Source organism: Klebsiella sp. JB_Kp031, assembly GCF_040064295.1.
In the GTDB taxonomy this organism is placed as follows: domain Bacteria; phylum Pseudomonadota; class Gammaproteobacteria; order Enterobacterales; family Enterobacteriaceae; genus Klebsiella; species Klebsiella quasipneumoniae.
The window spans coordinates 210,416-235,179 of the sequence record NZ_JBEAJW010000038.1 but is presented as its reverse complement, the minus strand read 5'-3'; the positions used below and the strand labels follow the sequence as shown (position 1 = coordinate 235,179).

The window sequence follows — 24,764 nt, the reverse complement described above, 5'->3', positions numbered from 1 at the left end:
GACGAGGTAGAAGCAATGACCCTGCGGTCTCTGACTTCCCTACGCTGGCATTATCCAGATCAGGTGGTACGGGTATTTCTCAGCCTTCAACGAAGAAGGGCACCCCGAGTCATAAAAGCGGTACAACATTTTCCTGAAGCAGGGTACGAAATGTGGCGGTGTAACACAAGCCAGGCTGATTTCTTTTCCCGCCAGCGTCAGTACTACAAAAGAAGTAAAACGCGCATTTTTTGTAAGCAAAACTGGATGAATGTTAATGCATGGTTATATTTAAAAAATCCGTAACAAACAGTTACCTGCGTTATATCGGTAAAACCGAACGAACCATGCCATTAATGAGGATTCCAATGAAATTAACCCCGATAGTGAAAGGGTTAGCGTTAGCGGGTATGTTAAGTAGTCTCGCTTTTGCTGCCTGGGCAGATACGTCAGCCAAAGAGGCGACCGAAGCGACCAAAAAAGCAAACGATGCCCTCTACAACCAACTCCCCTTCTCCGATAACACCGATTTCACCAATGCGCATAAAGGCTTTATTGCCGCCCTGCCGCCAGAGGTCATCAAAGGCGAACAGGGCAATGTCATCTGGGATCCGGGCCAGTACGCCTTCATTAAAGAAGGGGAAAAAGCGCCGGAGACGGTGAACCCGAGCCTGTGGCGCCAGTCGCAGCTGATCAACATCAGCGGCCTGTTTGAAGTCACCGACGGGGTCTACCAGATCCGCAATCTTGATCTCTCCAATATGACAATCATTGAGGGCAAAGAAGGGATCACCGTCGTAGACCCGCTGGTCTCGGCTGAAACCGCCAAAGTCGGCATGGATCTCTACTATAAAAACCGGGGTAAAAAACCGGTCGTCGCGGTGATCTATACCCACAGCCATGTTGACCACTACGGCGGCGTGCGCGGCGTGATTGACGAAGCCGACGTCAAAGCGGGTAAAGTGAAAATTTACGCGCCGTCCGGCTTTATGGAAGCCGCAGTGGCGGAAAATATCATGGCCGGGAACGTCATGAGCCGCCGCGCCAGCTATATGTACGGCAACCTGCTGAAACCGGACGCCAAAGGCCAGGTGGGCGCCGGTCTGGGCACCACGACCTCCGCGGGCACTGTCACCCTGATTGCGCCAACCAATATTATTGACAAGGACGGCCAGAAAGAGGTGATCGACGGCCTGACCTACGACTTTATGCTGGCGCCGGGCTCCGAAGCGCCGTCAGAAATGCTGTGGTATATCGAAGAGAAGAAATTGATCGAATCCGCAGAGGATGTCACCCACACTCTGCATAACACCTACTCGCTGCGCGGGGCGAAGATCCGTGAGCCGCTGCCGTGGTCGAAATATATCAACCAGGCGATCGTTCGCTGGGGTGATAAGGCTGAGATCATAATGGCCCAGCACCACTGGCCAACCTGGGGCAACGAGAACGTGGTTAACCTGCTGAAGAGTCAGCGTGACCTTTATCGTTACATCAACGACCAGACCCTGCGGATGGCTAACGAAGGCCTGACCCGCGATGAAATCGCCGCTAACTTTAAGCTGCCGGACGGCCTCGCCAATACCTGGGCTAACCGCGGCTACTACGGCTCGGTCAGCCACGATGTGAAGGCCACCTACGTGCTGTATCTCGGCTGGTTCGACGGCAACCCGGCCACCCTTGACGAACTGCCGCCGGAAGAAGCGGCGAAGAAGTTCGTCGAGTACATGGGCGGCGCGGATGCCATCCTGAAGAAAGCGAAAGAGGATTACGACCAGGGTAACTACCGCTGGGTGGCCCAGGTGGTGAGCAAAGTCGTCTTCGCCGATCCTAACAACCAGCAGGCGCGTAATCTGGAAGCCGATGCCCTGGAGCAGTTAGGCTATCAGGCGGAGTCCGGCCCGTGGCGTAACTTCTATCTCACCGGCGCCCAGGAGCTGCGTAACGGTGTGGTAAAAGGCCCGACCCCGAACACCGCCAGCCCGGACACCGTCCGCGCCATGACCCCGGAAATGTTCTTTGATTATCTGGCGGTCCATATCAATGGCGAAAAAGCGGGTAACGCGAAGTCGGTGTTCAATATCGATCTCGGCAGTGATGGCGGCCAATATAAGCTGGAGCTGGAAAACGGCGTGCTGAACCACACCGCGAATGCGCAAGCCAAAGAGGCGGATGCCACCCTGACGCTGGATCGCGCCACCCTGAATAAAATCATCCTCAAAGAAGAGACCCTGAAGCAGGCGGAAGATAAGGGCGAGGTGAAAATCAGCGGTAACGGGGCTAAACTCGATGAAATGCTTGGCTATATGGACCCGTTTGACTTCTGGTTTAACATCGTGACGCCGTAATGATTCGCTGACGGGCGTCGTGGGTAGCAGGGCGGTGAATACCGCCTTGTTACCTTCTCAGCGACGTTTAGTACTCTGCGGGCAGCGGTCGATCGATAGAAATAAGCTTGCCACGTTTCATGGTGATATATCCCCCCGCCTTTAATTCCGCCAGCACGCGAAACACATGGGTGCGCGAAAGATTGGTACGCCTGATGATAAATAAAGCCAGTCCCTCATTTTCACCCTCATGCGTATGCTGCCGATACAGATAGCGATACAGCATCGGGCGAATCGTCTGATAGCTGGTCACCTGACGGCGTTCATTGTGCAGGTCGATGGTAAAGATACTCATGAACACCAGCACTTTCGCCAGCGCCTCAACGCGCTGCGGGTGATTATCAATGAACAGACGATCGAAGGTCGCGTAGGTAATTTTACGCAGCGTCACCGGAGCGCTACCGATATATTCAAATTTCGCCAGCGGGCAATATCGCTCCATCAGGCCAATCGGCATATGCTCAATGGAATTACCAATACTCAATCCATTATCCGGCATTAATATTGATAACGAACCCTCGGTACAAAAATAAATATATCCTGACTCCGGACGCCATTTTTTACTGGCGGCGAGAATAACCTCTTCACCTTCCACGAGGATATCGGCAAAAAAGTCGGCTATGGCTAACGTTTTATAATAACTATGTATTTCCTGGAAATTCATCCTCTGCCCTCGCCTGCGCCGTTAGCGACAGTATAGCAGTCCTCGCCTGCTAAAGACGAGAGGATCCTTTGGCGGCGCCGCGCCAGTCCCATATGGGACTATTCAGCGGAATATTAGCCTTTAGAATAAACCGCAAGCCATTCACTTTTTAAGCGGGAAATATTGCTTTTATTCCCACGTAATAAATTACCTGAGAGGTAGTGATGAAATTAAAACAGATAGCCAAAAATCTGGCGCTGGCCGGAATGTTATCGTCTTTGTCGATAACCGCCTTTGCCGCCGCGCAACAACAGGATGCCACACCGGCCACGCGGGAGGCGAACCAGGCGCTATACCGTAAACTGCCGTTTGCGGATAAAACCGATTTTAACAACGCCCATCAGGGATTTATCGCGCCCCTGCCGCCGGCGATGCTCAAAGGTGACCAGGGAAATATTATCTGGGACCCGGCCAAATATCATTTCGTCAAAGAGGGAGAAAAGGCGCCGGACACCGTCAATCCCAGCCTGTGGCGACAGTCACAGTTGCTTAATATCGGCGGTCTGTTCAAAGTCACCGACGGCGTTTACCAGATCCGTAATCTCGATCTGTCCAATATGACCATTATTGAAGGCAAAACCGGGATCACCATCATCGACCCGCTGCTAAGCGCCGAACCGGCCAAAGAGGCTCTGGCGCTCTATTTTGCCCACCGGCCGAAAAAACCGGTGGTGGCGGTGCTGTTTACCCACAGCCATGTGGACCACTACGGCGGTATCCGCGGCGTGGTGGATGAAGCCGATGTCAAAGCCGGTAAAGTGAAAATTTACGCCCCGGCCGGCTTTATGGAAGAAGCGGTTTCCGAAAATATCATGGCCGGGACCGCGATGAGCCGCCGCGCCAGCTATATGTATGGCAACCTGCTGAAGCCGGACGCCAAAGGTCAGGTTGGCGCCGGTCTCGGCACAACCACCTCGGCGGGTACCGTCACGCTGATCCCGCCGACCAACTACATTACCCATACCGGTCAGCAGGAAGTGATCGACGGTCTGACCTATGACTTTATGATGGCGCCGGGCTCAGAAGCGCCGTCTGAGATGCTGTGGTATGTCAAAGAGAAGAAAATGATCGAGGCGGCAGAGGATGTGACCCATACCCTGCACAACACTTACTCGCTGCGCGGCGCCAAAATCCGCGATCCGCTGGCGTGGTCGAAATACATCAACGCCGCCATCGACCGCTGGGGCAGCGATGCGGAAGTGATTATCGCTCAGCACCACTGGCCGACCTGGGGGAACGACAATATCGTTAAGCTGATGAAAGGTCAGCGCGATATGTATCGCTATATCAACGACCAGACTCTGCGGATGGCGAATTTGGGCATGACCCGCGATGAGATCGCCGCCAACTTCAAGCTGCCGGATTCACTCGAGAAACAGTGGTCCAGCCGCGGCTACTACGGTTCCGTTAGCCACGATGTGAAAGCGACCTACGTCTTCTACCTCGGCTGGTTCGATGGCAACCCGGCCACCCTCGACGAGCTGCCGCCAGAGCAGGCGGCGAAGAAGTTCGTGGAATATATGGGCGGCGCCGATGCCATCATGCAGAAAGCCAAAGCCGACTACCAGCAGGGGAACTACCGCTGGGTGGCGCAGGTGACCAGCAAAATCGTCTTCGCCGATCCTAACAATCAGCAGGCGCGTCATCTGGAAGCCGACGCCCTGGAGCAGCTTGGGTATCAGGCGGAAGCCGGGACCTGGCGCAACTTCTACCTCACCGGCGCTCAGGAGCTGCGTAACGGCGTGCAGAAACTGCCGACGCCGAACACCGCCAGCCCGGATACCGTCCGCGCCATGACGCCGGAAATGTTCTTCGATTACCTCGGGGTGCATCTCAACGGCGAAAAAGCCGGGGCGGCTAAAGCGGTCTTTAACATCGACCTGGGTAAAGACGGCGGCAAGTACAAACTGGAGCTGGAAAACGGCGTGCTTAACCATACCGCCAATGCGGTAGCCGACAACGCTGACGCCAGCATCTCGCTCAGCCGCGACACCCTGAATAAGATCATCCTGAAACAGGAGACGCTGCAGCAAGCTCAGGCTAACGGCGAGGTTAACATTAGCGGCAATGGCGCTAAGCTCGACGAAATGCTGAGCTACATGGACACCTTTGCCTTCTGGTTCAACATCGTCACCCCGTAAGCGCAACGCGCCGAACGCTCCCCCGCCGCCCGTCAGGCCGCGGGGGGGCGTTATCTTCAGGCAAACGCGCCCGAGGGTTTGCCATCCCCCCGCCAGCGGCTCAAAATACGCTGAGGACAACTTTATGCGCGGAGGTATTTATGGCGCTTTATCACCATGCGCTGGTACTGATTAACAGCAGTCAGGACGGCGTCCCGCTGCTCGAGCATGCCGCCAGAATGGCGGAAGAGAACGGCATGCGCATCACTATCGCCCACATCAGCACCGACTACCGGGCGCTGAACTATGTTTCCGACAGCCTGCGCGACGATCAGGTCTCGCAGGAGGTGATCCAGGCCAAAGCCCTGCTCAACGAGCTGGCCTGCACCGTCTCCCTGCCGGTGGATACCCTCTCGCTGGTGACCACCCGCCGCTTTGAAGATGTCGAAACCTGCGTTCGACAGCGGCAGATCGATTTAATTATTGCCGGACACCATAACCGGCTGCTGGGCGTCCTCTCCTCACACTCGCTGGAGTACATCAACCACTTAACCATAGACGTGCTGATCAAGCACCTGCCCTAGCGCAAGGCGGCCTGCAGCAGGGAAAAACAGTCTTCGATAAGCGGCGGCAGCGCCTGCGGCCCGCGCATCAGGGCCACCGTGCGGGTCAGCGCCGGCTGCTGCAGCTGGGCGACCTTGAGCGCCGGGTCCTGCAGATGGGTGGTGTACAGCTCCGGCAGTATCGCCACCGCTAAGCGCGAGCGTACCAGGCCATACAGGGTTTCGATATAGTCCACCTGGTAGCGGGTGGTCAGCGTCAGGCGATGGCTCTCCACTAATGCCGCCACCAGCCGCTGGATATTGCCCTTCGAGAACACGGCAATGTCCCGCCCCACCAGCTGTTTCCACGGCAGATGCGCCTGCGCGGCCAGCGGATCGTCGCGGTGCAGCACCGCCACGAAGGGATCGTCGCGCAGCGGATAGACCAGCAATTCCGCGGGCAGTGAGCTGTCGATCGCCCCGATGCCGAAATCAATCTCGCCACGCTGCAGCGCCAGGATAAGCGCATCGTTGGTCTGATCGTGAAATTCAATGCGCAGGCGGGGAAAGGCCTGGGCCAGGGTCTGCGGCAGCAGAGGAAACAGCAGCGAACTGACCGACGGCACCAGGCCGATGCGCACCGTCCCGTCGCCGCCCGCCTCGACGATCTGCTGCATATCGAAAAAGGCCGCCTGCGCCACGCTGAGGATCCGCTGGGCGTGGGGTAAAATCGCCGCCCCCAGCTCAGTCAGGGTGACCGCCGAAGCGGTGCGGTTGACCAGCTTGCCGCCGAGCACCGTTTCAATCTGCCGCAGGGCGCTGCTCAGCGCCGGCTGGCTAATCGCCAGCCGACTGGCGGTATCGGTAAAATGGCGCAGCTGGGCCAGGGTGACGAAATACTGAAGCTGTTTAAGAGAGAGCGCGGGCAGCCGCTGCCAGGGTTCGTTCATCATCGGGTTCGCTACGGTGGTCCTGCACAATAACCCGAGCTTATCGGGTGATAAATTTATTCATCTGGGCAAACGTTTGCTGTGCCCCTAGAGTATCCGCATTATCCTTGTGCCGGAGTGGTTATGTCCAGCAATGCTCAAGTCCGCCGTCGCGCCGTACAGGCCGCGCGCGGCGAATCCCCGTTTGATCTGCTGCTGGTCGATGCGCAGATCGTCGATATGGCCACGGGCGAAATTCGCCCCGCTGACGTCGGTATCGTCGGCGAGATGATCGCCAGCGTCCACCCCCGCGGCAGCCGCGCCGACGCCCATAAAGTGCGTTCCCTGGCCGGTAGCTACCTGTCGCCCGGCCTGATGGACACCCACGTGCACCTCGAAAGCTCGCATCTGCCACCTGAGCGCTACGCCGAAATCGTCCTCACCCAGGGCACCACCGCGGTGTTCTGGGATCCGCATGAGCTGGCCAATGTGCTCGGCGTCGAGGGCGTGCGCTACGCGGTAGACGCCAGCCGCCACCTGCCGCTGCAGGTGATGGTCGCCGCGCCGTCGAGCGTGCCCTCCACCCCCGGCCTCGAAATGTCCGGCGCCGATTTCGCCGGCGCGGAAATGGAGACCATGCTCGGCTGGCCGGAAGTGCGCGGCGTGGCGGAAGTGATGGATATGCACGGCGTGCTGCACGGCAGCGAGCGGATGCAGGAGATTGTCCAGGCCGGTCTCAACAGCGGCAAACTGATTGAAGGCCACGCCCGCGGCCTGAGCGGCGCCGACCTGCAGGCCTACCTCGCCGCCGGCGTCACCTCCGATCATGAACTGACCTCGGCGGACGACGCGCTGGAAAAACTGCGCGCCGGACTGACGATCGAGATCCGCGGCTCGCACCCCTATCTGCTGCCGGATATCGTCGCGGCGTTGAAAACGCTGCCGCACCTCTCCTCGCAGATCACCGTCTGCACCGATGACGTGCCGCCGGATATGCTGCTGGAGAAAGGCGGGATCATTGCCCTGCTCAACCTGCTGATCGAGCACGGTTTACCGGCGGTCGACGCGCTGCGTTTCGCCACCCTCAACGCCGCTATTCGTCTGCAGCGCCACGATCTCGGGCTGATTGCCGCCGGGCGACGCGCCGACCTGGTGGTGTTTGACTCCCTGGAAAAACTGGCGGCCCGCGAAGTCTATGTTGGCGGGGAACGGCTGGCCCATGCCGGCCGCCTGCTGAAGCCGATCGCCCCGGCGCCGGGCGTGACGCCGCCGCGCGATACCTTACAGATAGCCCCCCTCGCCGCCGATGACTTTATCCTGCGCATCAAGGGCATTCGCCACGGCGTCGCCCGCCTGCGCCATATCCGCGGCGCGCGCTTCACCCAGTGGGGTGAGGTCGAGGTGCAGATCCGCGACGGCCAGGTCCAGCTGCCCGCCGGCTTCAGCCTGATCTGGGTCAAGCACCGCCACGGCCGCCATCAGGCGACGCCGCAAATCGCCCTGCTTGAAGGCTGGGGCGAGCTGCGCGGCGCCATCGCCACCAGCTACTCCCACGACTCACATAATCTGGTGGTGCTCGGGCGCGATGCTGAGGATATGGCGCTGGCGGCCAACCAGCTTATCGCCTCCGGCGGCGGGATGGCGCTGGCGCAACAGGGCGAGATCCTCGCCCATGTGGCGATGCCGATTGCCGGCATGCTGTCGGATCTGCCGGCCGCCGAGCTGGCGCGTCAGTTCCGCGAGCTGCGCGATCTGAGCAGCAGAGTCGCTGACTGGGAGCCGCCGTACCGGGTCTTCAAGGCTATTGAAGGCACCTGTCTTGCCTGTAACGCCGGGCCGCATTTAACCGATTTGGGTCTCACCGACGGCGGCAGCCGCCAGATAGTCGACCCGTTGATAGCCTGCCGGGAGACCCCGGCACCAACGCCTCACAACAATAATCCTCAGGGAGCCTGAGCATGGCCGATAACACACTTCACTCTTCCGCCCGCGATAACTGGCTGGAGCGCCGCTTTGCGCTGCGCTCGCGCGGCGGCACGCTACGCACTGAATGCCTGGCCGGGATCACCGGTTTCCTCGCCGCCGCCTATTTACTGGTGGTCATCCCGGGACTGCTGGCGATCGGCGGGATGGACAAAGGCGCCGCGACCACCGGCACCATTCTGGTCTTCGTCGTCGGTTCGCTGCTGATGGCGTTTTACGCCAACCTGCCGTTTATCGTCGGCCCGGGCATTGGCGGCTCGGTGCTGGTAGGGGTCACGCTGGCAGGTAGCGAGGGGATTGGCTGGCAGACAGGCCTCGGGATCGCCTGCTGGTCAGGGGTTCTCTTCTTCCTGCTGACCCGCTTTGGCCTGCGCGAAGTGGTCACCCGCTCGGTGCCACAGTCGATCAAGCTGGGGCTGACGGCCTCCATCGGCCTGTTTGTCGCCGTTCTCGGCTTTCGCAACGCCGGGCTGGTGCTCGCCAATGCCAAAACCAACGCCCTGATGCTCGGCGACTTTCTCGCCCCCAGCGCGCTGGTGGCGCTGTGCGGCCTGTTCCTGGCGATAGCCCTGCAGGCGCGTAAGGTGCCGGGCGCCATTTTGTGGGCCATTCTGTGCGCTACCCTGGTGGGGATCCCGTTCGGCGTGACCAAACTGCCGACGCATTTTATCGATGTCCCCCACTCGCTGGCGCCGGTGCTGGGACAGGTTGACCTGCTGGGGGCGTTAAACATCGCCTTCCTGCCGTTCCTGTTCGTCTTTTTCGCTTCTGAGTTTTTCTCCACCATGGGGACGACGCTGGCGGTGGGCGGCGAGGCAGGTCTGCTGGATGAAGAAGGCAACATGCCGCAGATTAATCGCCCGTTTATGGTCGATTCGATTGCTGCGGCGCTCGGCCCGTGGGTGGGGATTCCGGCGGCAACGGCGCTGATCGAGTCCTCGGCGGCAGCGGAAGCCGGCGGCAAAACCGGCCTCACCGCGCTGTCGGCGGCGGTGATGTTCCTGCTGATGCTGCTGTTCACGCCGGTGGCGCTGATGATCCCGAAGGAGGCCACCGCCCCGGCGCTGATCCTGATCGGCCTGAACATGTTCAGCGGCCTGCGCAAAGTGGATCTCGGCAACTTCACCGACGGCCTGCCGGTGCTGATGATGGTGATGATCACCCTCATCGCCAACAGCTTCGGCACCGGTATCGCCGGCGGGCTGCTGTTTTACATTGTGATCAAGGCCATCGCCGGCAAGTGGCGGGAAATCCCGATTGGCCTGTGGGTGCTGGCCGTCCCGCTGGTCTACTACTTCGCGACCTTAGTCAGACATTAAGCCCTTCACAATGTGCTTTCACCTCTTCATATAACAAACGCACCGCGGCAGAGAGCTGCTTGCGGTGCGGACAAATCAGGTTTAACGGCACCATATCCCCCTGGTAACGCGGCAGCAGGCGCCGCAGGCGGCCCGCCCGCAGATCGTCGCTGACGTCGAGCATCGATTTATAGGCAATGCCCTCCCCGGCCACCGCCAGCCGCCGGATCACCTCCGCGTCGTCGCTCATCACCGTGCCGGAGACCTTCTGCTGCTGAACTTCTCCGTCGAGGCTCAGTGACCAGCGGTCGAACGGGCGGCCGCGCAAAATGTAGATCAACGCATTGTGCTGGCCGAGCTCCTGAAGGGTCTGCGGCTCGCCGTGGCGGGCGATCCACTCTGGGGAGGCCACCAGCACCCGACGATTTTCCGGCGCCACCGGCAGCGAAATAAACGAGGCGTCATCGTTATTTCCATAGCGAAACGCGACGTCCACCGGATCTTTAAACACGTCGGTCAGCTGGTCGGAAAAGAGCAGCCGCAGGCGCAGCGCCGGATGGCGTTGCCGAAAGTCGCGGAACAAGGTCAGGAGCAGGTTACGCCCGAGGTCTGACGGCACGGCAATCTGCAGCATGCCGCGAATTTCATCATCCGGGGTCTGGATCTTCTGCAGGCCGGCCTCGAGGGTATCGAGCATCTGGGTGGCATACGGCAGCCAGGTCTCCCCCTCCGGCGTCAGGCGCAGGCTGCGGGTCGAGCGGGCGAACAGGCGAATATTGAGGATCGTCTCCAGACGTTTAATCGCCGCGCTCACCTGCGCCGGCTGCTGCCCCGCCTCGCGCGCGGCGTCGCTAAAACTGCCCAGTGCCGCGGCGCGGACAAATAAGGTCAGATCTTCCAGCCTGAACATGCCGATTCTCCCCTGCTTCAGATTGCTCCCAAAATACGCATCACCGTCGCTGCAACGCAAGCGGCGCAGGACTTGCGCCGTGTTTTGCTTACACTTTTTAAAAATCCAGTGCTTGCCATTTCAGCAACGCATCAGGAATGATACGAGGCTGCTATTTTGAGTCCAGGTAATATTGAGGAAATTATGCGTAAAACAAAAATGATGCTTCTGGGCGTACTCCTTGCCACCGCTGGCGCCAGCTGGACGGCTTCTGCCGCGGGGATCGATCAGTATGCGCTGAAAGAGTTCACCGCCGACTTCACCCAGTTTCACATTGGCGACACCGTTCCGGCGATGTACCTCACCCCGGAATACAACATCAAAGGCTGGCAGCAGCGTAATCTGCCCGCGCCGGACGCCGGCAGCCACTGGACCTATATGGGCGGTAACTACGTGCTGATCACCGACACCGAAGGCAAAATCCTCAAGGTGTACGACGGCGAGATCTTCTATCATCGCTGATCCGCTCAATATCCGCATCCGCCCCGGCGAACCAGCGGACTCTCCGGCGCTGCGCCAGCTCTTCCTGCGGGCGCGCAGTGTGTCGTGGACCTGGCTTCCCTCCACGACGTGGCGGCTGGAAGATTTCGATGCCGCCACCGCGGATGAACAGCTGTGGGTCGCGGAATGCGACGGCCTGCCGGTGGGCTTTGCCGCCGTATGGACCGCCGATAATTTCCTTCACCATCTGTTCGTCGACCCGGACTGGCAGGGCAAACATATCGGCAGCGCGCTGCTGGCGCAGGTCGAACGGACCTTTACCGCCAGCGGGACGCTGAAGTGCCTGATGGAAAATAAAAACGCCCTGCGCTTCTACCAGCGTCACGGCTGGACCATCGAAGCACAGGGCGCCTCGCCCGAGGGCAGATACTGGCTGATGCGCTCGCCGCGGCCTTAAACGGCGCGGAAGGCAATCTCACCCGGGATCACTTCTCCCTGCCAGTACATCTGGGCCGCCACCCGGCCCGCCAGCTGGCGGTAAATGTCGGTAAATTCGCTGTCCGGACGCGCCACCACCGTCGGCGTGCCGTTATCCAGATCTTCCCGCAGCGTAATATGCAGCGGCAGCTGGCCTAGCAGCTGGGTGTGGTATTTCTCGGCCAGTTTTTGCGCGCCGCCGGTGCCGAAGATCGGCTCGTGGTGCCCGCAGTTGCTGCAGATATGCATGCTCATGTTTTCCACGATCCCCAGCACTGGCACTTCCACTTTCTCGAACATCACGATGCCCTTTTTGGCGTCGATCAGCGCGATGTCCTGCGGCGTGGTGACCACCACCGCGCCGGTGACCGGAATGTTCTGCGCCAGCGTCAGTTGAATGTCGCCAGTGCCCGGCGGCATATCCAGCACCAGGTAATCCAGATCCGGCCACAGGGTCTCCTGCAGCATCTGCATCAGCGCCTTGCTGGCCATCGGGCCGCGCCAGACCATGGCGTTGTCGTCAGTCACCAGGTAGCCGATGGAATTGGTGGCCAGCCCGTACTTCATGATCGGCGCCATATGGGTGCCGTCCGGCGAGGTCGGGCGGCTGTCTTCCGCGCCAAGCATGGTGGGAATCGACGGGCCATAGATATCGGCATCCAGAATGCCCACCTTCGCCCCTTCCGCGGCGAGTGCCAGCGCCAGGTTTACCGCCGTGGAGGATTTACCGACGCCGCCTTTCCCGGAGCTGATGGCGATAATGTTCTTCACGCCGTTGATCCCGGGCTGGTTTTTCACGCGCTTGAGGGTGGCGATGCTGTGGGTCAGCTTCCAGTCGATAGCCTTCGCGCCAGTGATGCGCAGCAGCTCGGCGCTACACTGCTCTTTCAGCGCTTCGAAGGCGCTGCTCCAGACGAACGGCATCTGCAGCTCAATATGAATGGTATCATCCAGCCAGGCGACATGGTGCAGCGCCTTGAGGGTGGTGAGGTTATGCTTCAGGGTTGGGTGCTGGAAATTGGCCAGCGTCCCGGCGACCATCGCACGTAGGCGCTCGGGGGATTTGGCCTGGGATTGCGAATTCATCCCGACTCCTTTGTTGTTTTGAGATGCTTTCAGTAATCACAGAGTTTATCACAGGTAAGGATTATCCATATATGGGCAGCCATTTATGGCGCACCCACAGCCCTTTTGGTAATATCGGAAGCCCTTTTTACAACAGAAGATGTAATGCTCACTATGACTCAAGTCGCGAAGAAAATTCTGGTAACGTGCGCCCTGCCGTACGCCAACGGCTCCATCCACCTCGGCCACATGCTGGAGCACATCCAGGCTGATGTCTGGGTCCGTTACCAGCGAATGCGCGGCCATGAAGTCAACTTCATCTGCGCCGACGACGCCCACGGCACGCCGATTATGCTCAAGGCGCAACAGCTCGGTATCACTCCGGAGCAGATGATTGGTGAGATGAGCCAGGAGCATCAGACCGATTTTGCCGGCTTCGACATCAGCTACGATAACTATCACTCGACGCATAGCGATGAGAACCGCGAGCTGTCGGAGCTGATCTACACTCGTCTGAAAGAGAACGGTTTTATCAAAAACCGTACCATCTCTCAGCTCTACGATCCGGAAAAAGGCATGTTCCTGCCGGACCGTTTTGTGAAAGGCACCTGTCCGAAGTGTAAATCTCCAGACCAGTACGGCGATAACTGCGAAGTGTGCGGCGCGACTTACAGCCCTACCGAGCTTATCGACCCGAAATCGGTGGTCTCCGGCGCCACGCCGGTGATGCGTGACTCCGAACACTTCTTCTTCGACCTGCCGTCATTCAGCGAAATGCTGCAGGCGTGGACCCGCAGCGGCGCGCTGCAGGAGCAGGTGGCGAACAAAATGCAGGAGTGGTTTGAGTCCGGCCTGCAGCAGTGGGACATCTCCCGCGATGCGCCGTACTTCGGCTTCGAAATTCCGAACGCGCCGGGCAAATACTTCTACGTCTGGCTGGACGCGCCGATCGGCTACATGGGCTCCTTCAAGAACCTGTGCGACAAGCGCGGCGACACCACCTGCTTCGACGAATACTGGAAGAAAGACTCCACGGCCGAGCTGTATCACTTTATCGGCAAGGACATCGTCTACTTCCACAGCCTGTTCTGGCCGGCGATGCTGGAAGGCAGCCAGTTCCGTAAGCCGACCAACCTGTTCGTGCACGGCTACGTGACGGTCAACGGCGCGAAGATGTCCAAGTCGCGCGGGACCTTTATCAAGGCCAGCACCTGGCTGAAACACTTTGATGCCGACAGCCTGCGCTACTACTACACCGCCAAGCTCTCTTCGCGCATCGATGATATCGACCTTAACCTGGAAGACTTTATCCAGCGCGTGAATGCCGACATCGTCAACAAGGTGGTTAACCTCGCCTCGCGCAACGCCGGCTTTATCAGCAAGCGTTTTGACGGCGTGCTGGCCGCTGAGCTGGCCGACCCGGCGCTGTACAAAACCTTCACCGACGCGGCGGAAAGCATCGGCGAAGCGTGGGACAGCCGCGAGTTCGGCAAGGCCATCCGCGAAATCATGGCGCTCGCCGACGTGGCCAACCGCTATGTCGATGAGCAGGCGCCGTGGGTGGTGGCGAAACAGGAAGGCCGCGACGCCGACCTGCAGGCCATCTGCACCATGGGTCTGAACATGTTCCGCGTGCTGATGACCTGGCTGAAACCGGTCCTGCCGCAGCTGGCCGCGCGTGCGGAAGCGTTCCTCAACAGCGAGCTGAGCTGGGACGCCATTCAGCAGCCGCTGCTGGCGCATAAGGTCAATCCGTTTAAGGCGCTGTACAACCGCATCGAGATGAAACAGGTCGAAGCCCTGGTTGAAGCGTCAAAAGAAGAGGTGAAAGCCGCAGCTGCGCCAGTGACCGGCCCGCTGGCGGACGATCCGATTCAGGACACCATCACCTTTGACGATTTCGCCAAAGTCGATCTGCGCGTGGCGCTGATTGAGAACGCGGAATTTGTTGAAGGCTCCGACAAGCTGCTGCGCCTGACGCTGGATCTGGGCGGCGAGAAACGTAACGTCTTCTCCGGCATCCGCTCCGCTTATCCGGATCCGCAGCCGCTGATTGGCCGCCTGACGGTGATGGTCGCCAACCTGGCGCCGCGCAAAATGCGCTTCGGTATCTCGGAAGGGATGGTGATGGCCGCCGGCCCTGGCGGGAAGGATATCTTCCTGTTAAGCCCTGACGACGGCGCCAAGCCGGGTCAGCAGGTGAAATAATAAAAAAGCCGGATTAACCATCCGGCTTTTTTTTGCCCGGCGGCGCTGCGCTTGCACGGGCCTACGGGTTATGTAGACCGGGTAAGGCGAAACCGCCACCCGGCAAAAATCACGGTTTCGGGTGATGCACCCGCTGGGTCAGCCCGCGCAGGAAATTGCGCAGAAACTGGTCGCCGCACTCGCGGTAGTTTTTGTGGTCAGGCGATCGCATCATGGCGGTCACTTCCGGCACCGACACGCGGTATTTCTGCTCGCTCATGATCGCCACAATATCGTCCGTTTTCAGCGAGAAGGCGATCCGTAGCTTTTTCAGCACCGTGTTGTTATTCACCCGACGCTCCAGCGCTAACTCCGGCGCCGAATCGTCTTTGCCGCGCTTGTCATAGATAAGGCCGTTGAGGAAACCCGACAGGATAATGTCCGGGCAGCGGACAAAGCCCTCTTCATCCTCTTTCGTGGTCCAGGTGTCGAAGCTGGCGGAGGTGGATTCCATAGCGGATAGCGCAAGAATGCGCACCATATCGTTATTATTGACTTTCAGGGTGTAGCGCAGGCTACGAAGAATATCATTACTGAGCATGAGTGCCTTTTACTGTCGATGATGCAATGGGGCGCAGTGTAGCAGCTTTACAGGCCAATCGCCTCTTTCAGGCTTTTTAAATAGCGTCGGCTCACCGGCACCGTTTGCCCGGCGCGCATTAGCAGCTCCGCCTGACCATTCTCCTCCAGGCGAATCTCCTTCAGGTGCGCCATATTCACCAGATACTGGCGATGGCAGCGCAGCAGCGGCGTGCGGCTCTCAAGGGTGCGCAGGGTCAGCTCGGTAAACCCTTCCTTGCCCTCGCGGTCGGTCACGTAGATGCCGCTCATCCGGCTGCTGACGAAGGCTACATCCTCCATCTGCAGCAGCCAGATACGGCTGTGACCGGTACAGGGTATGTATTTCAGCGTCTGCTGAGCATCATCCAGCAGCGACACATCCTGCAGATTACGCTCCTGGCACAGGCGGGCGAGGGTTTTCTCCAGCCGCGCAGCTTCAATCGGCTTGAGCAGATAGTCAAAAGCATGCTCCTCAAAGGCTTTCACCGCGTATTCATCAAAGGCGGTGAGAAACACAATATAGGGGCGATGCTCCGGGTCGAGCATCCCGACCATCTCCAGACCGCTGATGCGCGGCATCTGGATGTCGAGAAACAACACGTCGGGACGCAGCTTATGTACCGCGCCAATCGCCTCCACCGCGTTGCCGCACTCGCCGACGATCTCGATATCGCGCTGTGTCTCCAGCAATATACGCAGGTTTTCCCGCGCCAGCGGCTCATCATCGACGATCAATACTCTCAGCATGCATTCTCCTCCAGGGGCAGACGTAGGGTGACACGGGTAAAGCGCTCCGGCTCGCAGGTGACGCTGATGCCGCAGTCGGCGCCAAAACGCGCCCGCAGCCGCCTGTCCACCAGATTCATCCCCAGCCCGCTGGCCTGAGGGTTGGCCTGGTACAGCCCGGCGTTATCTTCGATATCCAGCTGCAGCCAGCGATCGTCCTGGCTGGCGCGAATGGTAATTTCGCCGACGCCAAGATGCTGCGATGTGCCATGCTTAATGGCGTTCTCCACGATCGGCTGCAGGGTAAAGGCCGGCAGCTGGTGATGCGCCAGCCCTTCCGGCACCGCCATCTGGATCTGCAGGTTAGCCTGAAAGCGGGCCTTCTCAATCTGCAGATAGGCGTTAACATGCTCTATCTCATCGGCGAGGGTGACGATTTCCGTCGGCCGCTTCAGGTTCTTGCGAAAGAAGGTCGACAGATACTGCACTAGCTGGCCGGCCTGCTCGCTGTCGCGACGGATCACCGCCTTCAGGGTGTTGAGCGCGTTAAACAGGAAGTGCGGGTTAACCTGGGCATGCAGGAGCTTGATTTCGGATTGCGTCAGCAGCGCCTTCTGCCGCTCGTACTGCCCGGCGAGGATCTGCGCCGACAGCAGCTGAGCAATCCCCTCTCCGAGGGTGCGGTTGATCGAACTGAACAGACGGTTTTTCGCCTCATACAGTTTGATGGTGCCGATCACCCGCTGGTTCTCACCGCGTAAGGGGATCACCAGCGTCGATCCCAGCTTACAGTGCGGATGAATCGAGCAGCGGTAGGGAACCTCGTTGCCGTCGGCATACACCACCTCCCCGGTCTCAATCGCCCGTTGCGTATACGACGAGGAGATAGGTTTGCCCGGCAGATGGTGGTCGTCGCCGATGCCGGTAAACGCCAGCAGCTTGTCGCGATCGGTGATCGCCACCGCGCCGATATCCAGCTCCTGGATAAGCACCTGGGCCACCTTCATGCTGTTCTCTTCGTTGAACCCCTGACGCAGGATCCCCTCGGTGGACGCCGCCACCTTCAGCGCCGTGGCGGAAAAAGCGGAGGTGTACTTCTCGAACATCGCCCGCTTGTCCAGCAGAATGCGCATAAACAGCGCCGCACCGACGGTATTGGTCACCATCATCGGCGCGGCAATGCTCTGCACCAGATGCAGGGCGTCCTGGAACGGGCGGGCAATCAGCAGAATGATCATCATCTGCACCAGCTCGGCCACGAAGGTGATCGCCCCGGCGGTGAGCGGGCTAAAGACTTTGTCCGGCCGGCCGCGTTTGACCAGCACGCTGTGCACCAGACCGCCCAGTAGCCCCTCGACGATGGTGGAGACCATGCAGCTTAAGGCGGTCATCCCCCCCAGCGAGTAGCGGTGCAGTCCGCCGGTCAGCCCCACCAGCCCGCCGACCACCGGGCCGCCGAGCAGGCCGCCCATCACGGCGCCGATGGCGCGGGTGTTGGCGATAGAGTCTTCGATATGCAGACCAAAATAGGTCCCCATAATGCAGAAAATGGAGAAGGTGACGTAGCACAGCAGCTTGTGCGGCAGGCGAACAGTGACTTGCATCAGGGGGATAAACAGTCGGGTTTTGCTCATCAACCACGCGATGACCAAAAATACGCACATCTGCTGAAGCAGCAGCAACACCAGATCAAACTCGTACATACCCGCAAACCACACATTTCAGAAAGCGCGTACCATACCCTGACTGGCGAAAACTTTCTTTGAAGCCCTGCATAAAAATGAAAAATGACGGGCAGGATCACACTTTTTTGCGGCGCGTTGCTCAGCCAAATAGGCAAAAAGCCCGGCGCGGCGCGCTAAACCGCAATTAATGTTTCATTAACACCTGCGCTTCACCGTATAATCCCCCTGTTAACATCAGGAGCCTATTATGAAGCCAGCGAAAATCGCGGTCGTCACTCTCTTCTTACTTATGGCCATCGGCGGGATCAGCGGCGTAATGCTGGCCGGCTATTCCTTTATTGTGCGTGGCGGTGTCGGCTGATCCAGCGGGTCAGACGCTCAAACGCGCGGTCGACAATGATCGCCGCCAGCGCCACCAGTAGCGCCCCCTGCACAATATAGGCGGTATTAAACCCGCTCAGGCCGATGATGATCGGCGTCCCAAGCGTATTGGCCCCCACCGTCGAGGCTATCGTCGCGGTACCAATATTGACGATGACCGAGGTGCGGATCCCCGCCAGGATCACCGGGGCCGCCAGCGGCAGCTCCACCTTATACAGACGCTGCCAGCCGGTCATTCCCATCCCTTCTGCCACATCTGACACGCCCGACGGTATCGATCCCAGCCCGGCCAGCGTCCCCTGCAGCACCGGCAGTATGCCATACAGCGCGAGGGCGATCAGCGCCGGCAGCCAGCCAAAGCCCAGCACCGGTACCGCCATCGCCAGCACCGCCACCGGCGGAAAGGTCTGCCCGATAGCGGCGATGGTCTCCACCAGCGGACGAAAAGCGCTGCCCGCGGGCCGGGTAACCGCCACCCCTGCCCCCAGCCCGACGGCGGTTGCCGCGAGGCTGGATACCACTACCAGCCAGCCGTGATCGAGAGTGAGCGCCCAGAAGCTCTCCTGCTGGTAAACCGGCCGCGGCAGCTCCGGAAACAGCCGGCTGAACAGCGGCGCGCTGTAGGGTAGCCCCATCAGCAGGCCGATGAACAGCGCGATAAGCCACCACAACGGCTCACGAAGCGCCTTCATGGCTCGCCTCCTGGCGCAGCAGATCGGCAAAATGCAGCGTGCCGCAGGGCTGCCCCTCGGCATCCACCACCGGCAGCGCCTCGCAGCGCCGGGCGACAAACTGCGATAGCGCTTCCCGCAGGGTCATGGTGACGATCAGCCCCTCGCCCGCCAGCCGCTCGTCGGGGCGCAGATAGTCCCGCACCTCACGCAGCGACAGCAGGCGCACGCCCAGCTCGCTGCGGCCAAAAAAGGTCTGCACAAAGCTATTCTCTGGCCGCAGGAGCATCGCCAGCGGCGCCCCCTGCTGGACCACCTCGCCACCGTCCATCAGCACCAGGTGGTCCGCCAGACGCAGCGCTTCGTCAATATCATGGGTCACCAGGACAATGGTTCGCCCCAGCAGGCGGTGAATGCGCAGCATCTCCTGCTGCAGCGCCTCGCGGGTCACCGGGTCGAGGGCGCCGAAGGGTTCATCCATCAGCAGCACCTCCGGGTCTGCCGCCAGCGCCCGCGCCACCCCGACCCGCTGCTGTTGGCCGCCGGAAAGCTGATGGGGATAGCGGTCGCGCAGCGTCGCCTCCAGCCCCAGCAGCGCCATCAGCTCGTCGACCCGGTCGGCGATCCTCGCCCGCGGCCATTTTTGCAGCTGCGGCACGGTGGCGATATTCTGCGCCACCGTCCAGTGGGGAAACAGGCCGATAGACTGGATGGCATAGCCCATCCGTCGCCGCAGGGTCAGGAGCGGCTGCTGGCGGATGTCTTCGCCGGCAAAGCGAATCATGCCCCGGTCCGGCTCCAGCAGGCGGTTGATCATTTTCAGCGTCGTCGACTTGCCCGAGCCGGAGGTCCCCACCAGCACCGAAAATGCGCCTTCGCGCAGCTCCAGGGTCAGGTCCTTCACCGCCGGGTGGCCGGCAAACGCTTTGCTGACCCCTTGAAACTCAATCATTGGCCTCTCCTTTTAGCCAGGCGCCCCACAGGGCGAACAGAGCATCCACCACCACCGCCAGGGCAATGGTCGGCACCACGCCCAGCAGCACCAGATCCAGCGCGCTGCTCAGCAGCCCCTGAAATACCAGCGCGCCAAAGCCGCCGGCGCCGATCAGCGCCGCCGCCACCGCCATGCCGACGGTTTGCACGCTGACCACCCGCAGGCTGCGCAGCAGCACCGGCATCGCCAGCGGGAGCTGCACCTGACGAAAGCGCTGCCCGGCGCTCATGCCCATCGCCGTCGCGCTCTCCAGCGCATCCTGCGGCACCTGCTGCAGGCCGGTCACCACCCCGCGCACCAGCGGCAACAGCGCATACAACGTCAGGGCAATCAGGGCCGGCGCCACGCCGGTCCCGGAGACGCCCAGCTCGCCCAGCGCCGGAAAATAGCGCGCCACACCGGCAAGCGGGGCAATCAGCAGGCCGAACAGCGCCACCGACGGGATAGTCTGGATCACATTGAGCACGGTGAAGGCCGGCGCCTGCCAGCGCGGACGCCGCCAGAGCCATACCCCCAGCGGCAGGCCGATCAGCAGGCCCGGCAGCAGGGTGCCAAACAGCAGAAGCAGATGCTGGCGCAGAGCGTCGTCAAACACCTCCTGGCGGTTGGCATACTCTTTCAGCAGCGAGAGCTGATCGAGCGCCCCGGCGGCGAGCAGGATGATGGGCAGAAGCCAGACTTGCGCATTGAGCAGCCAGCGCCATAGCGGCCGGGCGGTAAGATGACGAATGGCCTCGCTGGCCAGCAGCAGGCAGAGCGCCAGCGACAGCCACAGGCCGCTGCCGGGCGAGGTGCGCGCCAGCGGCGAGCCGTGCCGGGAGAGCTCAAGCGCCGCCTGGCCGCTGCCCCAGATAAGCAGCGGGAAGAGCAGTTCGGCCAGCAGCAGATGGAGAAGCGGCGCGACCCTGCCCGGCAGCCAGCAGAGCAGGATCCCGGCGAGGGCTGCCGCCAGCTGAACGCCGGCGAGCCAGGGCATCACCTGCCACAGCCCGCGCCCTTCCCCGGAGAGTAAGCGATTCGGCGCGTAAGTGATAAACGGCAGCGCCAGCGTAACCAGCAGCAGGCCTGTCAGCAGCAGGCCGACGCGGTGAGTACAGCGAATGGTCACCGGTGGCTTACTTCAGCAGGCCTTTCTGCTGCAGATAATCTGCCGCCACGCGCTTCGCATCCTGGCCTTCCACTGCGATGCGGGCGTTGAGCTGCTGCAGGGTCTTTTCATTGAGGCTGGCGAAGACCGGCTTCAGCCAGTCGGCGATCTGCGGGTAGGCTTTCAGCACCGTCTCGCGCACCACCGGCGTTGGGGCGTAAATCGGCTGCACGCCCTGCGGGTCGCTCAGCGTCTGTAATCCCAGGGCCGCCACCGGGCCGTCGGTGCCGTAGGCCATCGCCGCGTTGACGCCGGAGGTCTGCTGCGCCGCCGCTTTGATGGTCACCGCCGTATCGCCCCCGGCCAGCGACAGCAGCTGGTTCTGGTTAAGTTTGAAGTCATACGCTTTTTCAAACGCCGGCAGCGCGTCCGGGCGTTCAATAAACTCCGCCGAGGCCGCCAGCTTAAATTCGCCGCCCTGCTGCAGATAGCGGCTGAGGTCGGCCAGCGAAGTCAGGTGATTTTTCTCCGCCAGCTCCTGACGCACGGCGATGGTCCAGGTGTTGTTAGCCGGCGCCGGGGTAAGCCATACCAGCTGATGTTTCTCCTGATCCAGGCGCTTCACCTTCTCATAGCCCTGCTGGGCATTCTTCCACGCCGGGTCGTTTTCATCTTTAAAGAAAAAAGCGCCATTGCCGGTATATTCCGGGTAGATATCCAGCTCGCCGGCGACAATCGCCCCGCGCACCACCGGCGTGGTGCCGAGCTGGATTTTGTTAATCGTTTTGACGCCGTGGCTTTCCAGCACCTGCTGGATCATATTACCGAGCAGCGCCCCTTCGGTATCAATTTTCGAGCCGACCTTCACCGGCTCCGCCGCCTGCAGCGGCACACTTATCAGGGCGGCCAGCGCCAGCGCGCCGGACCATTTCGTCGCCATCTTCATCCCGCATCCCTCAGTTCTTTTGCGCTTCGCTTACAGAAGCTTAAGAGAAAAGCGTAGTCCATTTGCCAGCGATACGAAAAAGAAAAGGCCGATTAATCGGCCTTTTAAGTGTGACGTTGGGCTTAAGGGCTATATCTTACAACAGCTCAAACTCGCTCTGCTTCACGCGGGCGGAGTCCACGCCGATAAAGACATTGAATTTGCCCGGCTCAGCGACGTATTTCATCTGCTGGTTCCAGAACTTCAGCGCGTCGACGTCGATCGGGAAGCTGACGGTTTGCGTTTCGCCCGGCTTGAGGTTGACCTTTTTAAAGCCGCGCAGCATTTTTACCGGCCGGCTCATGGAGGCGGTGACGTCCTGCAGATACAGCTGAATGACCGTCGCCCCTTCGCGTTTGCCGGTATTGGTCACCTGCACGCTGGCGGTCACGCTGCCGTCGCGCGGCAGCATGGCCGACGACATGGTGACATCGGAGACGCTAAAGGTGGTATAGCTCAGGCCGTAGCCAAACGGGTACAGCGGGCCGTTGGCTTCATCGAAGTAGCGCGAGGTGTACTTGTTCGGCTTCTCCGGATTATACGGACGACCGGTATTCAGGTGGCTGTAGTAGGTTGGGATCTGCCCCACCGAGCGCGGGAAGGACATCGGCAGCTTGCCCGACGGGTTATAGTCGCCAAACAGCACGTCGGCGATGGCATGCCCGCCTTCGGTGCCGGCAAACCAGGTCTCCAGCAGCGCATCGGCTTGCTGATCCTCTTTCACCAGCGCCAGCGGACGGCCGTTCATCAGCACCAGCACCAGCGGTTTGCCGGTGGCCTTGAGGGCGGCAATCAGGTTGCGCTGGCTCTGCGGCAGGGTGATGTCGGTCCGGCTGGAGGCCTCATGGGCCATGCCCTGCGCCTCGCCCACTACGGCAACCACCACGTCGGATTGCTTCGCCGCCGCGACGGCTTCGTCGATCATTTCCTGCGGCGAGCGCGGGTCAACCTGCACCGCGTTCTCATACAGGTTAAGGAAATCGACAATGCCTTTGTCGTCGGTAACGTTCGCCCCTTTGGCGTAAATCACTTTGCCGTTATCGCCCAGCGCTTCTTTGATGCCGGTCAGGACGGTCACCGACTGGTCGGCCACGCCCGCTGCCGACCAGCTGCCCATCATGTCGCGTTTGCTGTCCGCCAGCGCGCCCACCACCGCGATAGTGCCGGATTTTTTCAGCGGCAGCGTATCAAGCCGGTTTTTCAGCAGCACCAGGCTCTCGCAGGCGACTTCCCGCGCCTCTTTACGATGCAGACGGCTTTCTGCGTTGGTGTCCTGCGGGTCAGAATCTTTTGGCCCCAGGTGGCTGTACGGATCGTTGAACAGCCCCATATCATATTTGACGTTAAGCACGTGACGGGTGGCGTCATCCAGCTCGGCCATGGTCACCTTGCCGGACTTCACCAGCCCCGGCAGGTACTTGCTGTAATACTCGTCGCTCATGCTCATGTTGATGCCGGACTTGAGCGCCACGCGCACCGCGTCTTCCGGGTCGGAGGCCACGCCGTGCTTGATCAGCTCTTTAATGGCGCCGTGGTCGGAGACCGTGATGCCTTTAAAGCCCCACTGGTCGCGCAGGACATCTTTCAGCAGCCAGGAATCGGCGGTCGCCGGGGTGCCGTTCAGCGAGTTCAGGGCCACCATCACCGCGCCGCTGCCGGCATCCAGCCCGGCTTTATACGGCGGCATATAGTCGTTGAACAGGCGCTGCGGGCTCATGTCGACCGTGTTGTACTCTTTCCCGCCCTCCACCGCGCCGTAGGCGGCGAAGTGCTTGACGCTGGTCATCACCGAATAGCGGTCCGCCGGGCTCTTACCCTGCATCGACTCCACCATCGCCTGGCCCATCATCGTGGTCAGATAGGTGTCTTCCCCGAACCCTTCGGAAGCGCGTCCCCAGCGCGGGTCGCGGGAGACGTCGACCATCGGCGCCCAGGTCATATTCAGCCCGTCATCGGCAGCTTCATAAGCTGACACGCGGCCCACGGTCTTCACTGCGTCAAGGTTAAACGACGAGGCCAGGCCGAGGCTTATCGGGAACACGGTACGCTGGCCGTGCAGCACATCGTAGGCAAAGAACAGCGGGATCTTCAGGCGGCTAAGCTGCATCACCTGATCCTGCATCACGCGGATATCCGGGCGGGTGACGGTGTTAAAAATCGCCCCCACCTGACCGTTTTTGATCATTTCACGGATCGCCTCTTTGGGGTTATCCGGGCCGACGCTTATCAGACGCAGCTGGCCGATTTTCTCGTCTACGGTCATTTTTTTCAGCAGGTCGGTGACAAAGGCATCCCGCGCCTGCGGGGTCAGGGGGTGGTTACCAAACAGTTCATCCGCCAGCGCGGGTTGCAGCGCCAGACTCACGGCGACGCCTACAGTGCAGAGCCATTTCATTGTTATCTCGCTTTTTCTCAGACGGGGACTCGGTAAAACATAATAAAAACCGCAGTTTGCCATATATATAAACAACGCGCCCGCAGAATGCTAAGGTTCTTCTCTGATTTTTGCGAAACATTCATGCATCAAATTGTCATACAAAGCGCTATGCTTATCCTC

The 24,764-nt window shown here is 60.3% G+C and carries 21 protein-coding genes and 1 riboswitch; of the genes, 9 read left to right on the top strand and 12 right to left on the bottom strand.

Going from position 1 to position 24,764, the window contains the following annotated elements:
• Positions 1-19 precede the first annotated feature (19 nt).
• A riboswitch (TPP riboswitch) is annotated at positions 20-117 on the bottom strand.
• Between the two features lie 230 nt (positions 118-347).
• Positions 348-2,324 carry an alkyl sulfatase dimerization domain-containing protein gene (locus tag ABLV64_RS18305; protein ID WP_032456389.1) on the top strand — a complete coding sequence of 659 codons (1,977 nt, stop codon included), beginning with the start codon at positions 348-350 and terminating at the stop codon, positions 2,322-2,324.
• A 67-nt stretch (positions 2,325-2,391) separates the two neighbouring features.
• Here the strand turns inward: ABLV64_RS18305 and ABLV64_RS18300 are convergent, their stop codons facing one another.
• Positions 2,392-3,027 (bottom strand): helix-turn-helix domain-containing protein, encoded by a 636-nt coding sequence (locus ABLV64_RS18300; protein WP_080828050.1) that lies wholly within the window; start codon positions 3,025-3,027, stop codon positions 2,392-2,394.
• Between the two features lie 203 nt (positions 3,028-3,230).
• Between ABLV64_RS18300 and ABLV64_RS18295 the strand changes: the two genes are divergently transcribed.
• Positions 3,231-5,207, top strand: a complete 1,977-nt coding sequence (locus ABLV64_RS18295) for an alkyl sulfatase dimerization domain-containing protein (protein WP_348843048.1) — start codon at positions 3,231-3,233, stop codon at positions 5,205-5,207.
• 140 nt (positions 5,208-5,347) lie between these two features.
• A complete protein-coding gene (locus ABLV64_RS18290) occupies positions 5,348-5,770 on the top strand; it encodes a universal stress protein (RefSeq protein WP_023290412.1) in 423 nt (140 codons plus the stop codon).
• On the opposite strand, the gene ABLV64_RS18285 is transcribed toward ABLV64_RS18290, so the two are convergent.
• Entirely contained in the window at positions 5,767-6,681 is a 915-nt protein-coding gene (locus tag ABLV64_RS18285) for a LysR family transcriptional regulator (RefSeq protein WP_135690244.1), read from the bottom strand. The two genes, ABLV64_RS18290 and ABLV64_RS18285, sit on opposite strands and share 4 nt — an antisense overlap.
• A 120-nt stretch (positions 6,682-6,801) precedes the next feature.
• Between ABLV64_RS18285 and ABLV64_RS18280 the strand changes: the two genes are divergently transcribed.
• On the top strand, positions 6,802-8,613 hold the full coding sequence (locus tag ABLV64_RS18280; RefSeq protein WP_048295199.1) for an adenine deaminase C-terminal domain-containing protein: 1,812 nt from the start codon (positions 6,802-6,804) through the stop codon (positions 8,611-8,613).
• A 2-nt stretch (positions 8,614-8,615) separates the two neighbouring features.
• Positions 8,616-9,959, top strand: coding sequence for an NCS2 family permease (locus tag ABLV64_RS18275; RefSeq protein WP_004201588.1), 1,344 nt, complete (start codon positions 8,616-8,618; stop codon positions 9,957-9,959).
• Here ABLV64_RS18275 and ABLV64_RS18270 read toward each other — a convergent pair.
• Positions 9,949-10,848 carry a LysR family transcriptional regulator gene (locus ABLV64_RS18270; protein WP_004201589.1) on the bottom strand — a complete coding sequence of 300 codons (900 nt, stop codon included), beginning with the start codon at positions 10,846-10,848 and terminating at the stop codon, positions 9,949-9,951. The genes ABLV64_RS18275 and ABLV64_RS18270 overlap by 11 nt on opposite strands.
• A gap of 183 nt (positions 10,849-11,031) precedes the next feature.
• Here ABLV64_RS18270 and ABLV64_RS18265 point away from each other — a divergent pair, with 183 nt between their 5' ends.
• Together ABLV64_RS18265 and ABLV64_RS18260 are read left to right on the top strand one after the other, a co-directional pair.
• Positions 11,032-11,349 (top strand): RcnB family protein, encoded by a 318-nt coding sequence (locus tag ABLV64_RS18265; RefSeq protein WP_004201590.1) that lies wholly within the window; start codon positions 11,032-11,034, stop codon positions 11,347-11,349.
• Positions 11,339-11,785 (top strand): GNAT family N-acetyltransferase, encoded by a 447-nt coding sequence (locus tag ABLV64_RS18260; protein WP_032425762.1) that lies wholly within the window; start codon positions 11,339-11,341, stop codon positions 11,783-11,785. Before ABLV64_RS18265 ends, ABLV64_RS18260 begins: the two co-directional genes overlap by 11 nt.
• Here the strand turns inward: ABLV64_RS18260 and apbC are convergent.
• The gene (apbC, locus tag ABLV64_RS18255; protein ID WP_062914156.1) at positions 11,782-12,891 is read right to left on the bottom strand and encodes an iron-sulfur cluster carrier protein ApbC; all 1,110 of its coding nucleotides are present in this window, start codon (positions 12,889-12,891) and stop codon (positions 11,782-11,784) included. The two genes, ABLV64_RS18260 and apbC, sit on opposite strands and share 4 nt — an antisense overlap.
• Before the next feature lie 153 nt (positions 12,892-13,044).
• Between apbC and metG the strand changes: the two genes are divergently transcribed.
• Entirely contained in the window at positions 13,045-15,078 is a 2,034-nt protein-coding gene (metG, locus tag ABLV64_RS18250) for a methionine--tRNA ligase (RefSeq protein ID WP_348843049.1), read from the top strand.
• Between the two features lie 109 nt (positions 15,079-15,187).
• Here metG and ABLV64_RS18245 read toward each other — a convergent pair whose 3' ends face one another.
• Genes ABLV64_RS18245 through ABLV64_RS18235 form a run of 3 tightly spaced genes read right to left on the bottom strand, consistent with a single transcriptional unit; the run spans position 15,188 to position 18,107 of the window.
• Entirely contained in the window at positions 15,188-15,658 is a 471-nt protein-coding gene (locus ABLV64_RS18245) for a DUF1456 family protein (protein ID WP_017899341.1), read from the bottom strand.
• Positions 15,659-15,705: 47 nt separating this feature from the next.
• Complete coding sequence (gene btsR / locus ABLV64_RS18240; RefSeq protein WP_149796341.1) at positions 15,706-16,425, bottom strand: two-component system response regulator BtsR; 720 nt, start codon at positions 16,423-16,425, stop codon at positions 15,706-15,708.
• Positions 16,419-18,107, bottom strand: a complete 1,689-nt coding sequence (locus tag ABLV64_RS18235; protein WP_004201596.1) for a sensor histidine kinase — start codon at positions 18,105-18,107, stop codon at positions 16,419-16,421. The genes btsR and ABLV64_RS18235 overlap by 7 nt, the downstream gene beginning before the upstream one ends.
• Before the next feature lie 229 nt (positions 18,108-18,336).
• Between ABLV64_RS18235 and ABLV64_RS18230 the strand changes: the two genes are divergently transcribed.
• Complete coding sequence (locus ABLV64_RS18230; protein WP_002912762.1) at positions 18,337-18,450, top strand: protein YohO; 114 nt, start codon at positions 18,337-18,339, stop codon at positions 18,448-18,450.
• On the opposite strand, the gene ABLV64_RS18225 is transcribed toward ABLV64_RS18230, so the two are convergent.
• The 5 genes from ABLV64_RS18225 to bglX form a co-directional block, all read right to left on the bottom strand.
• Complete coding sequence (locus ABLV64_RS18225) at positions 18,425-19,162, bottom strand: ABC transporter permease (protein WP_004201597.1); 738 nt, start codon at positions 19,160-19,162, stop codon at positions 18,425-18,427. The genes ABLV64_RS18230 and ABLV64_RS18225 overlap by 26 nt on opposite strands.
• Positions 19,146-20,093 (bottom strand): ABC transporter ATP-binding protein, encoded by a 948-nt coding sequence (locus tag ABLV64_RS18220; protein WP_017899338.1) that lies wholly within the window; start codon positions 20,091-20,093, stop codon positions 19,146-19,148. The genes ABLV64_RS18225 and ABLV64_RS18220 overlap by 17 nt, the downstream gene beginning before the upstream one ends.
• Positions 20,086-21,243: an ABC transporter permease gene (locus ABLV64_RS18215; protein ID WP_348843015.1), complete on the bottom strand. Its 1,158-nt coding sequence runs from the start codon at positions 21,241-21,243 to the stop codon at positions 20,086-20,088. The genes ABLV64_RS18220 and ABLV64_RS18215 overlap by 8 nt, the downstream gene beginning before the upstream one ends.
• A 7-nt stretch (positions 21,244-21,250) precedes the next feature.
• Positions 21,251-22,168 carry an ABC transporter substrate-binding protein gene (locus ABLV64_RS18210; protein WP_348843016.1) on the bottom strand — a complete coding sequence of 306 codons (918 nt, stop codon included), beginning with the start codon at positions 22,166-22,168 and terminating at the stop codon, positions 21,251-21,253.
• Between the two features lie 136 nt (positions 22,169-22,304).
• On the bottom strand, positions 22,305-24,602 hold the full coding sequence (bglX, locus tag ABLV64_RS18205) for a beta-glucosidase BglX (RefSeq protein WP_348843017.1): 2,298 nt from the start codon (positions 24,600-24,602) through the stop codon (positions 22,305-22,307).
• Between the last annotated feature and the right edge of the window lie 162 nt (positions 24,603-24,764).

Bases quoted from the DNA above. Each gene is read 5' to 3' on its own strand.
- ABLV64_RS18305 (WP_032456389.1), top strand. From the start codon at position 348: ATGAAATTAACCCCGATAGTGAAAGGGTTAGCGTTAGCGGGTATGTTA.
- ABLV64_RS18300 (WP_080828050.1), bottom strand. From the start codon at position 3,027: ATGAATTTCCAGGAAATACATAGTTATTATAAAACGTTAGCCATAGCC.
- ABLV64_RS18295 (WP_348843048.1), top strand. From the start codon at position 3,231: ATGAAATTAAAACAGATAGCCAAAAATCTGGCGCTGGCCGGAATGTTA.
- ABLV64_RS18290 (WP_023290412.1), top strand. From the start codon at position 5,348: ATGGCGCTTTATCACCATGCGCTGGTACTGATTAACAGCAGTCAGGAC.
- ABLV64_RS18285 (WP_135690244.1), bottom strand. From the start codon at position 6,681: ATGATGAACGAACCCTGGCAGCGGCTGCCCGCGCTCTCTCTTAAACAG.
- ABLV64_RS18280 (WP_048295199.1), top strand. From the start codon at position 6,802: ATGTCCAGCAATGCTCAAGTCCGCCGTCGCGCCGTACAGGCCGCGCGC.
- ABLV64_RS18275 (WP_004201588.1), top strand. From the start codon at position 8,616: ATGGCCGATAACACACTTCACTCTTCCGCCCGCGATAACTGGCTGGAG.
- ABLV64_RS18270 (WP_004201589.1), bottom strand. From the start codon at position 10,848: ATGTTCAGGCTGGAAGATCTGACCTTATTTGTCCGCGCCGCGGCACTG.
- ABLV64_RS18265 (WP_004201590.1), top strand. From the start codon at position 11,032: ATGCGTAAAACAAAAATGATGCTTCTGGGCGTACTCCTTGCCACCGCT.
- apbC (WP_062914156.1), bottom strand. From the start codon at position 12,891: ATGAATTCGCAATCCCAGGCCAAATCCCCCGAGCGCCTACGTGCGATG.
- metG (WP_348843049.1), top strand. From the start codon at position 13,045: ATGACTCAAGTCGCGAAGAAAATTCTGGTAACGTGCGCCCTGCCGTAC.
- ABLV64_RS18245 (WP_017899341.1), bottom strand. From the start codon at position 15,658: ATGCTCAGTAATGATATTCTTCGTAGCCTGCGCTACACCCTGAAAGTC.
- btsR (WP_149796341.1), bottom strand. From the start codon at position 16,425: ATGCTGAGAGTATTGATCGTCGATGATGAGCCGCTGGCGCGGGAAAAC.
- ABLV64_RS18235 (WP_004201596.1), bottom strand. From the start codon at position 18,107: ATGTACGAGTTTGATCTGGTGTTGCTGCTGCTTCAGCAGATGTGCGTA.
- ABLV64_RS18230 (WP_002912762.1), top strand. From the start codon at position 18,337: ATGAAGCCAGCGAAAATCGCGGTCGTCACTCTCTTCTTACTTATGGCC.
- ABLV64_RS18225 (WP_004201597.1), bottom strand. From the start codon at position 19,162: ATGAAGGCGCTTCGTGAGCCGTTGTGGTGGCTTATCGCGCTGTTCATC.
- ABLV64_RS18220 (WP_017899338.1), bottom strand. From the start codon at position 20,093: ATGATTGAGTTTCAAGGGGTCAGCAAAGCGTTTGCCGGCCACCCGGCG.
- ABLV64_RS18210 (WP_348843016.1), bottom strand. From the start codon at position 22,168: ATGAAGATGGCGACGAAATGGTCCGGCGCGCTGGCGCTGGCCGCCCTG.
- bglX (WP_348843017.1), bottom strand. From the start codon at position 24,602: ATGAAATGGCTCTGCACTGTAGGCGTCGCCGTGAGTCTGGCGCTGCAA.